Raw genomic sequence first — 7909 nt, forward strand, 5'->3', positions numbered from 1 at the left:
CTCCTTCGTTGCGCCTCCATCGTCACGCGTACCTGCTCGGACGGTCAGGGGCGGACGGTAGGGGACCCGGGGGCCGTTGGTCCCGTCACGACGACGTCCTCGCGCCGCCCCGCCGGGACGGTCGGGTCGCCCCGCCGGGACGGTTCGCCGCCGTCGTCGTCGTCGCGGGTGCCCGGGTCGCCGCCGCCGTCGGCTCGTCGTGCCGGTGGCGGCGTCGGGCGGCGGCGGGTCAGCCACAGCACCAGCGCGGGGACGGCGCTCACCGCCGCGCAGGCCAGCAGCACGTCCGGTGCCAGCGGGTCGGTGCCGAGCAGGTCCCGCAGCGGGGCGATCAGCACGCCGCCGACCTGTAGCAGCGCCGACACGGCGACCGCGACGAGGAGGCCTGGGTTGCCGCGCCGGGCCCCCGCCGGGCGGGGTGCCCGCACCGCCAGCGCGACGCCGAGCTGGGCCAGGCCGATCACCACGAAGACCACCGACTGCCAGGGCAGGTCCCGGCCGGCTGCGACCACACCGGCGCCGAGCACGACGGCGGCGATCAGCGCGCCGGTGAGCAGGACGTCCCGACCCAGCCCCGCGCCGAGCACCGACTCCTGCGGCGAGCGGGGCGCCCGTCGCAGTGTGCCCGGTTCGGCCGGTTCGGCGCCGAGGGCCACCCCCGGTACGCCGTGCGTCAACAGGTTCACCCAGAGGATCTGCGCGGGCAGCAGCGGCACGGGCAGCCCGAACAGCGGCCCGATCAACATCACCAGGATCTCGGCCACCCCGCCGGAGAGGGAGTACCGCAGGAACCGCCTGATGTTGTCGTAGATGCGCCGGCCCTCGCCGATGGCGGCGGCCACGGTGGACAGGTCGTCGTCGACCAGGACCAGGTCGGCGGCCTGCCGGGCGACCTCGGTGCCGCCGCCCATCGCCACCCCGATGTCGGCGCGGCGCAACGCCGGGGCGTCGTTGACCCCGTCTCCGGTCATCGCGACGACGTGCCCGCGCGCCTGGAGGTCGGCGATGATGTCGAGCTTCTGCTCCGGCTGGGTGCGGGCGAAGACTCGGGTGTCCGGGTGCGGCGTCGCCGCGTCGTCGCCGCGGGCGAGGGGGTCGCCGTCGCGCCAGAGGCCGAGCTGGGAGCCGATCGCGGCGGCCGTGGCCGGGTGGTCCCCGGTGATCAGTAGCAGTCGTACCCCTGCGGTGTCGAGGCTCTCGGCGATCTCGGGGACGCCCGGGCGCAGCGGGTCGCCGACGGCGACCAGCCCGAGCGGGCGCAGACCGGTCGGCGCGGCGAGGTCCGGCGGGGTGTCCACCAGGGCGGCGGCGACGACGAGCACCCGCAGCCCTTCCGCGGCGAGCCGGTGGGCGGTGCGGGTCAGCGCGGCGATCTCGTCGTCGGTGGCGTCGAGCAGGTGCGGGTGAAGGACGCTCTCCGGAGCGCCCTTGCAGACCACGAGGTGGCGCCGGTCGCAGGAGCGGTGCACGGTGACCATCCGGCGTTGGGCCTGGTCGAAGGGGTGTTCGGCGATCCGGGGCCAGGCGCTGCGGGTGGCCTGCGGGTCGAGGCCGCAGCGGGCCGCGAAGGCGACGAGTGCCGCTTCCAGGGGGTCGCCCACGGCGCCCCACTCGGCGCGTTCCTCGTCGGGAGGTGACAGGGCGGCGTCGTTGCAGAGCAGCCCGGCCCGCGCCAGGCGGCGCAGTTCCTCAGGTACGGCCACCGCCGCGCCGTCACGGTGCACGGCGCCGTGCGGGGTGTACCCGCTGCCGGTGACCCCGTACCGCGTCCCGTCGGTGGTGACGGCCTGCTGGACCGCCATCCGCCCCTGGGTGAGGGTGCCTGTCTTGTCGGAGGCGATCACGGTCACCGAGCCGAGCGTCTCCACCGCGTGCAGCCGGCGCGGAATGGCGTTCGAGGCGGCCATCCGGCGCGCGCCGAGCGCCAGCGCCAGCGTCACCACCGCGGGCAGGGACTCGGGTACCGCCGCGACGACCAGGCTCACCGCCGTGATGGCCATGTCGACAACCGGCCGGCCGGCGACCACCCCTGCGGCGAAGACCAGCCCGGACAGCGCGACAGCGACCAACCCGAGCGTGCGGCCCAGGACGGCGAGCCGGCGCTGCAACGGCGTGGTGGTGGGTCGGGTGCCCGCCACCAGCGTGCTGATCCGGCCCAGTGCGCTCGCCGGCCCGGTCCGCAGCACGGTGCCGGCCGCGCGGCCGGTGGTGACGACAGTTCCGGCGAGGGCGTCCTGCCCGACGGTCCGCCCCACCGGCACCGACTCGCCACTCAACGCGGACTCGTCCAGTTGCAGGCGGTTCGCTTCGACCAGCAGCAGGTCGGCGGGCACGATGTCGCCGGCCTCGACCCGGACGAGGTCGCCCCGGACCAGGTCGGCTGCGGGGACGGCAAGGTCCCGGCCGTCCCGTACGACCCGGGCGGCGGGCGCGGCCAGCTGACCCAGCGCCGCCACGGCGCGGTCCGCGCGGATCTCTTGCACCACCCCGATGACCGTGTTCACCAGCACGACCAGGACGATCACGGCGGTGTCCGGGTAGTCGCCGAGCGCGGTGGTCACCACTGCGGCGGCGAGCAGCAACGCCACCAGGGGATCGGTGAGCTGGCGCAGCACGCGTACGGCCAGATGCCGGCGCGGCGGCGGCGCCACCGCGTTGGGCCCGTCCGTGCGTAGCCGGGCGGCGGCCTCCGCCGCGTCGAGCCCGACCGGGACGAGCTGGTCGACGGTGTCGTCCAGCGTCCGGCTCTGTCCGCCGGTCTCTGCCACCGTGCGCTCCCCACCCTCGCGCGGCGCGTCGCAGGCACGCCGTCCGCACCAACCCTCGCCCGATGGAGCCCCGGCCGGCAGGGGCGTTGCGCCCGTCGGACCCGGGACCAACGACCCCCGGTGCCGGGCGTCCGGGCCGCACGGCGGGCAGGGACCGTTCCCCGCGTACCCTCGTCGAATGACCGCCGACGTGCGCCTGCGCCCGGTCCGCGAGGACGACCTCGTGGAATTCTTCCTGCACCAGCAGGACCCGGAGGCCAACCGGATGGCCGCGTTCGGCCCGAAGGACCCGACCGACCACCGTGAGTTCGCCGGGCACTGGGCGCGGGTGCTCACCAACCCCGCGAACCTGGTCCGCACCGTCGAGGCCGACGGCGAGGTCGTCGGGTACGTGAGCGCGTTCCCTGTCGACGACCAGACCGAGGTCAGCTACTGGATCGACCCGGCCCGCTGGGGCCGGGGTCACGCCACCGCGGCCCTGGCCGCGCTGCTGCGCGAGCTGCCCCGGCCGGTGCACGCCCGCGCCGCCAAGGACAACGCCGCCTCCCTCGCGGTGCTGCGCAAGTGCGGCTTCGTGGTGGTCGGCGAGGATTCGGGGTACGCCAACGGGCGCGGCGAGGACGTCCAGGAGTGGCTGCTGGAGCTGCCCGCCGACACCGCTGACCTGGGCGGGCACTAGTCTCGCGGGGTGAACTGGTTGGATCTGGTCGGCTGGGCCGGCTCCGCGGTGCTGGTGTGGTCGCTGTTGCAGTCGCGCGTCCTGCGGCTGCGCGCCCTCAACCTCGTCGGCTGCGTCGTGCTGATCGGCTACAACGCCGCCATCGGGGTGTGGCCCATGGTCGGGCTCAACGTCGTCCTCTCGGTGATCAACATCTGGTACCTGCGGGCGATGCTCACCACCCGGCACGACGAGAAGACCTACCAGGTGGTCGAGGTCGGCGTCGGTGACCAGTTCCTGGCGCACACGCTGCGGGTGCACGGTGCGGACATCGCCCGGTTCAACCCCGACTTCCACTGGGAGCCGGACGCACCCGGTCGCTCGGCGTTCCTGGTGGTCACGGCCGACGAGGTGGTCGGGGTGGTGCTCTCGCACGCCGAGGCCCGCGGAATCGCCCAGATCGACCTGGACTACGTGACCCCGAAGTTCCGCGACTTCACCCCCGGCGAGTTCGTCTACCGGCGCAGCCGCCTCTTCACCGAACGCGGCTTCCACCGGGTGGTCAGCCCGCCCGGGATGCTCGCCCCGTACTACCACCGGCTCGGCTTCCGCCCCGAGGGCGGCTCGTACGTCCTCGACCTGCCGGCGCCGGCGACCACCGGATCGGCGTAGCGTCACCCGAGCAGGATTCGGTCGACCCCGGACGGGGCACAGAAGCGCGTACGCCGGCCGGCTCGCCGACCGGCGGCGCCGCGCGTACCCGCCGGCGTCACCACCGTTGAGGGAGCGAAGCGGGCGTGCAGAGCTACGGGAGCCAACTGGCCCTGGTCGGGATCCTGGTCGTCATCAACGCGCTCTTCGCCGGCAGTGAGATGGCGTTGGTGTCGCTGCGGGACAGCCAGATCCAGCGGTTGGAGCGCACCAGCCGGGCCGGGCGGGTGCTGGCCCGCCTCGCGAAGGACCCGAACCGCTTCCTGGCCACCATCCAGATCGGCATCACCCTGGCCGGCTTCCTGGCCTCCGCCGCCGCCGCGGTCTCCCTGGCCAAGCCCCTCGTACCGCTGCTCGGCATGTTCGGCAACGCCGCCGAGACGGTCGCCATCGTGGTGGTCACCCTGGCGCTGACCTTCGTCACCCTGGTCTTCGGCGAGCTGGCCCCCAAGCGGATCGCCATGCAGTCCGCCGAGCGGTGGGCCCTGCTGGTGGCCCGCCCGCTCGACCTGCTCGCCACCATCACCCGCCCGGCCGTCTGGGCGCTCGGCGCCACAAGCGACCTGGTCGTCCGTCTGGTCGGGCTGAACCCGAAGCACCAGCCGGAGGAGATCGGCCCCGACGAGCTGCGCGACATCGTCGCCGGCAACCACGGCTTCACCAAGGAGCAGCGCACCATCATCGCCGGCGCCGTCGAGATCGCCGACCGGCGGCTGCGGGCTGTCCTCGTACCCCGGTTGCAGGTCTTCACGCTCGACAGCGGGACCACCGCGGAGGCCGCGCGGCTCGTGCTGGCCGCCACCGGGCACTCCCGCGCGCCTGTGGTGCGCCATGGCGGCCTGGACGACACGGCCGGGGTGATCCACCTGCGTGACCTGGTCGGCGTGCCCGACGACCGGCCGGTCGACGAGATCGCCCGCCCGCCGATGCTGCTGCCCGACTCGCTGCCCGTGGTGGACGCGCTGCGCCAGTTCAAGGCCGAACGTCAGCACATCGCCCTGGTGGTGGACGAGCGCGGAGCCGTCGACGGGATCGTGACGCTTGAGGACATCCTGGAGGAGATCGTCGGGGAGATCTACGACGAGACCGACCGGGACGGCTACTCCGTGCGCCGCGAAGCGGACGGCGCCCTGGTGCTGCCGGGCACCTTCCCGGTGCACGACCTTCCGGACATCGGCGTCGAGCTGCCGTCGCGCCCGGACGGCGACTACACCACAGTCGCCGGGCTGGTGTTGGCCCGCCTCGGGCACATCCCCACCGTCGCCGGTGAGGATGTGACCCTGGACGGCTGGGTCCTGACGGTGGCCGGCATCGACCACCGGGCCATCACCGAGGTACGACTGAGCCGGGCGCCCGACGAGACGGACGCCGAGCGGGACGCCGAGCCGGTGCTGGACGAGGCGCGCAGCTGACCCCGTCGAGGGCGTGGCTCAGTCGCGGGAGAGGTTCTGCAGACGGACCTGCCCGCGGGCGACCAACCGTTCGTCACCGTCGGTGATCTCCACCTGCCAGAGCTGCTGGCTGCGGCCCCGGTGCACGGGCGTGCCGACGGCGGTCAGCTCGCCCTCTCGGACGGCCCGCAGGAAGTCGGTCTGGTTCGACACGCCGACGACAGTCCCCCGGTCGGCCAGCCAGAGCGAACCACCGACGCTGGCCGCGGTCTCCACCACCGAGCAGTACACCCCGCCGTGCTGGATGCCGAACGGCTGGTGCAGCTCCGGTCGGACCTGCCAGCTGATGACCACCCGGTCGGCGGTGGCCTCCTCGAACGTGAGCCCGAGCAGGGCGACGAACCCACCCGTCAGATCCGGCTTCTCCACGGCAAAACCCTCCTCGATCAACGGGGCGCAAGCCTAACCGGGACAGGTTGCGCGAAACCCGGTACGGGTCGGCACGGGCGATGGGGGAGAATCGGTGACCGTGACCGACAGCAGCCCCCCGCCGACCGAGCGGGACTCCCTGACCGACGACCTGCTCTGGCGTGGCCTCATTCAGGACTCGACAGGCCTCGACGAGCTGCGCGAGCTGCTCGACGGCGGGGCTGCCGCCACCTATTACGTGGGCTTCGACCCCACCGCCCCGAGCCTGCACGTCGGCAACCTCATGCAGGTCCTGATGGCCCGCCGGCTGCAACTCGCCGGGCACCGACCGTTGCTGCTGGTCGGCGGGGCCACCGGGCAGATCGGTGACCCGAAGGAGAGCGCCGAACGGGCACTCAACCCACTCGACGTGATCGCCGGCTGGGTCGAGCGGATCCGCGAGCAGCTCGCGCCGTTCGTGTCGTACACCGGCGACAACGCGGCGCAGCTGGTCAACAACCTGGACTGGACCGGCGAGATGTCGATCGTCGAGTTCCTCCGTGACGTGGGCAAGCACTTCCCGGTGAACAAGATGCTGGCCCGGGAGGTGGTGCGGGCCCGGCTGGAGACCGGCATCAGCTTCACCGAGTTCAGCTACCAGCTGTTGCAGGCCAACGACTTCTACGAGCTGCACCGCCGGCACGGCTGTCAGCTCCAGTTCGGTGGCTCCGACCAGTGGGGCAACATCACCGCAGGCGTCGACTACGTCCGCAGGCGCGGCGCGGGGCCGGTGCAGGCGTTCACCACGCCCCTGGTCACCAAGGCCGACGGTACGAAGTTCGGTAAGAGCGAGGGCGGGGCCGTCTGGCTCGACCCCACGATGACCAGCCCGTACGCGTTCTACCAGTTCTGGCTCAACGTGGACGACGGGGAGGTCGACCGCTACCTGCGGTACTTCAGCTTCCGCTCCCGCGAGGAGCTGGAGGAGCTGGCGAAGGCCACCGCCGAACGACCGGCCGCCCGGCTGGCCCAGCGGGCGCTCGCCGAGGAGCTGACCACTCTTGTGCACGGCCCCGAGGAGACCCGGCAGGCGGTCGCCGCCAGCCAGGCGCTGTTCGGGCGTGGTTCGCTCGACGAGCTCGCCCCGGAGACGCTGCGCGCGGCGTTGACCGAGGCGGGCCTGGTACGCCTCACCGGCGAGCTGCCCGACGTGGCAGGCCTCCTTCGGGACTCCGGGCTCGTGAACGGCCTCAAGGAGGCCCGCCGGGTGATCGCCGAGGGCGGCGCCTACGTCAACAACAACCGGGTGACCGAGGTGGACGCGGCGGTGTCTCCGGAGGATCTGCTGCACGGCAGGTACCTGGTGCTGCGCCGCGGCAAGCGCTCCTTCGCGGGCGTTGAGCTGGGCGGATAGTCGACCGTCGACGGTGTGACGGGGGACGCGTCCGGCGGATTTGACGATCACTCCGCCGGACGCGTAACTTTCTCTCTGCCAGCGCGGAACGGACGAAACAGGCGAAAGTCTGGGAGGCCGGAGCGCGGGAATGGCGACCGGGTCTCAGGGGTTGTACCCCGCAGGACCGGTGCCGGGTGGTGCCCCCAACGTTCGCCGCGAGGCGGATTTGGCGCGGCGGAACCGACCGGGTAAGGTTGTCAGTCGGCAGGGATACGGGCGAGTGCGCGGGAGACCGCGACAGGCCGGCCAGCCGACACCATGACGAGAGCGGCGCAAGCCGGTCGAGACATGGCGCCCGCATTACCGGATGAAGCACGACGAACCGCGAAACACCGGTTTGACACGGCGGAAACGGGCGGGTAACGTAGTAAAAGTGCCTGGCGCTGAAAGCGCCGGGCCGCAGAGCGGAAAAGCCCCGGGCTGGTGCCACTGAGTGTGGTGTTTGGTTCGGTGTGTGGTTGTTCTTTGAGAACTCAACAGGGTGCTTGTAAAGCCAGTGCCAATTATGATTTATACC

Annotated in this window: 6 protein-coding genes; 4 read left to right on the top strand and 2 right to left on the bottom strand. The window is 72.6% G+C overall.

The genetic code is table 11. The features are described 5' to 3' along the window. Positions 1-44 precede the first annotated feature (44 nt). Positions 45-2768 carry a cation-translocating P-type ATPase gene (locus ACFY1S_RS27530; protein ID WP_387123563.1) on the bottom strand — a complete coding sequence of 908 codons (2724 nt, stop codon included), beginning with the start codon at positions 2766-2768 and terminating at the stop codon, positions 45-47. 178 nt (positions 2769-2946) lie between these two features. On the opposite strand from ACFY1S_RS27530, the gene ACFY1S_RS27535 reads away from it, so the two are divergent. The 3 genes from ACFY1S_RS27535 (at position 2947) to ACFY1S_RS27545 (ending at position 5549) form a co-directional block, all read left to right on the top strand. Continuing rightward, positions 2947-3447, top strand: coding sequence for a GNAT family N-acetyltransferase (locus tag ACFY1S_RS27535; RefSeq protein ID WP_387123565.1), 501 nt, complete (start codon positions 2947-2949; stop codon positions 3445-3447). Positions 3448-3456: 9 nt separating this feature from the next. After that, a complete protein-coding gene (locus ACFY1S_RS27540; protein WP_387123567.1) occupies positions 3457-4098 on the top strand; it encodes a hypothetical protein in 642 nt (213 codons plus the stop codon). A gap of 125 nt (positions 4099-4223) precedes the next feature. After that, complete coding sequence (locus tag ACFY1S_RS27545) at positions 4224-5549, top strand: hemolysin family protein (protein ID WP_387123569.1); 1326 nt, start codon at positions 4224-4226, stop codon at positions 5547-5549. An 18-nt stretch (positions 5550-5567) separates the two neighbouring features. Here ACFY1S_RS27545 and ACFY1S_RS27550 read toward each other — a convergent pair whose 3' ends face one another. Then, entirely contained in the window at positions 5568-5975 is a 408-nt protein-coding gene (locus tag ACFY1S_RS27550; protein ID WP_364372078.1) for a PaaI family thioesterase, read from the bottom strand. Between the two features lie 82 nt (positions 5976-6057). On the opposite strand from ACFY1S_RS27550, the gene tyrS reads away from it, so the two are divergent. Continuing rightward, positions 6058-7350 carry a tyrosine--tRNA ligase gene (gene tyrS, locus ACFY1S_RS27555; RefSeq protein ID WP_387123587.1) on the top strand — a complete coding sequence of 431 codons (1293 nt, stop codon included), beginning with the start codon at positions 6058-6060 and terminating at the stop codon, positions 7348-7350. Positions 7351-7909 lie beyond the last annotated feature (559 nt).

The organism is Micromonospora sp. NPDC000663 (genome assembly GCF_042898105.1).
GTDB lineage: Bacteria > Actinomycetota > Actinomycetes > Mycobacteriales > Micromonosporaceae > Micromonospora.

What these genes read in the sequence shown, in the direction of transcription:
- ACFY1S_RS27535 (WP_387123565.1), top strand. Translation starts at nt 2,947, where the DNA reads ATGACCGCCGACGTGCGCCTGCGCCCGGTCCGCGAGGACGACCTCGTG.